Below are 1431 nucleotides of genomic sequence, written 5' to 3'. Positions count from 1 at the left end.
GGCGCAAGGGCAGCGAGCCCGCGCTGGGCGGGACCTGCCTGAACGTGGGCTGTATCCCCTCGAAGGCGCTGCTCGATTCCTCCGAGCAGTACCACAAGGTGACCGACGAGCTCGCCGGTCACGGGATCAACGTCAGCGGCGTCGACCTCGACGTCTCCAAGATGATCGCCCGCAAGGACAAGGTCGTCGCCGACCTCACCGGTGGCATCCAGCAGCTGTTCAAGGCGAACAAGATCGAGTGGCTCCAGGGCCACGGCAAGCTGCTCAGCGACCGCCGCGTCGAGTTCTCGCCCCATAAGGGCAAGAAGCAGACCCTGGAGGCGGGCAGCGTGATCCTCGCCACCGGCTCCAAGCCGATCGAGATCGGCGCCGCCCCCACCGACGGCGAGCGCGTGCTCACCTCCGACGGGGCGCTGGAGATGACCGAGGTGCCCAAGCGCCTGGGCGTCATCGGCGCCGGCGTGATCGGCCTGGAGATGGGCAGCGTGTGGAACCGCCTGGGCTCCAAGGTCGTGCTGCTCGAGGCCCAGGAGGAGTTCCTGGCGCCGGTGGACCACCAGGTCTCCCGCGACGCCAAGCGCCAGTTCGAGAAGCAGGGCCTGGACATCCGCCTGAACTGCCGGGTCACCGAGACCCGCCAGGGCAAGACCGTGTCCGTGCACTACGAGGACAAGGACGGCAGCCAGAACATCCAGGTGGACAAGCTCATCGTCGCCGTGGGTCGCCGGCCCAACACCGAGGAGCTCGCCCACGAGGACGTCGACCTGCTCACCGACGAGCGCGGCTTCGTGCACGTGAACGACCATTGCGAGACCAACATCCCCGGCGTCTACGCCGTCGGCGACGTGGTCCGCGGCCCCATGCTCGCCCACAAGGGCAGCGAGGAGGGCGTGATGGTCGCCGAGCGCATCGCCGGCAAGCCCGGCCACGTGAACTACGAGGCGATCCCGTGGGTGATCTACACCGACCCGGAGATCGCCTGGGTCGGGCGCACGGAGAAGCAGCTCAAGAACGCGGGCACCCCGTTCCGCTCGGGGACCTTCGGCTTCGCGGCCAACGGCCGCGCACGGGCGATGGACAAGACCGCCGGTATGGTCAAGATCCTCTCCCACGCCGAGACCGACCGCGTCCTGGGCGTGCACATCTGTGGCTCCCAGGCCTCGGAGCTGATCGCCGAGTGCGTGGTCGCCATGGAGTTCGCCGCCAGCGCCGAGGACCTGGCGCGGACCATCCATGCCCATCCGACCCTCTCGGAGTCCGTCCACGAGGCCGCCCTGGCCGTGGACAAGCGCGCCATCCACAAGGCCAACTGAGGCCGTCGGCGCCAGCCGGGGCGGGGGTGACGGCATCCCCGCCCCATTCCCGTCTTCCTCCCCCGGCCGTCCCGGCCACCCGGTCCGCTGTCGTCCCGGCAATCGTCCCCGCCGGGGA

The 1431-nt window shown here is 69.6% G+C and carries 1 protein-coding gene; it reads left to right on the top strand.

Translation table 11 applies throughout. The features are described 5' to 3' along the window. A partial coding sequence (lpdA, locus tag G7A99_RS11310; RefSeq protein ID WP_163140256.1) for a dihydrolipoyl dehydrogenase occupies window positions 1-1313 on the top strand: 1313 nt, incomplete at its 5' end. Window positions 1314-1431: the final 118 nt, after the last annotated feature.

Source organism: Arhodomonas sp. KWT, assembly GCF_010993615.1.
This window is presented reverse-complemented; position numbering and strand designations above follow the sequence as displayed.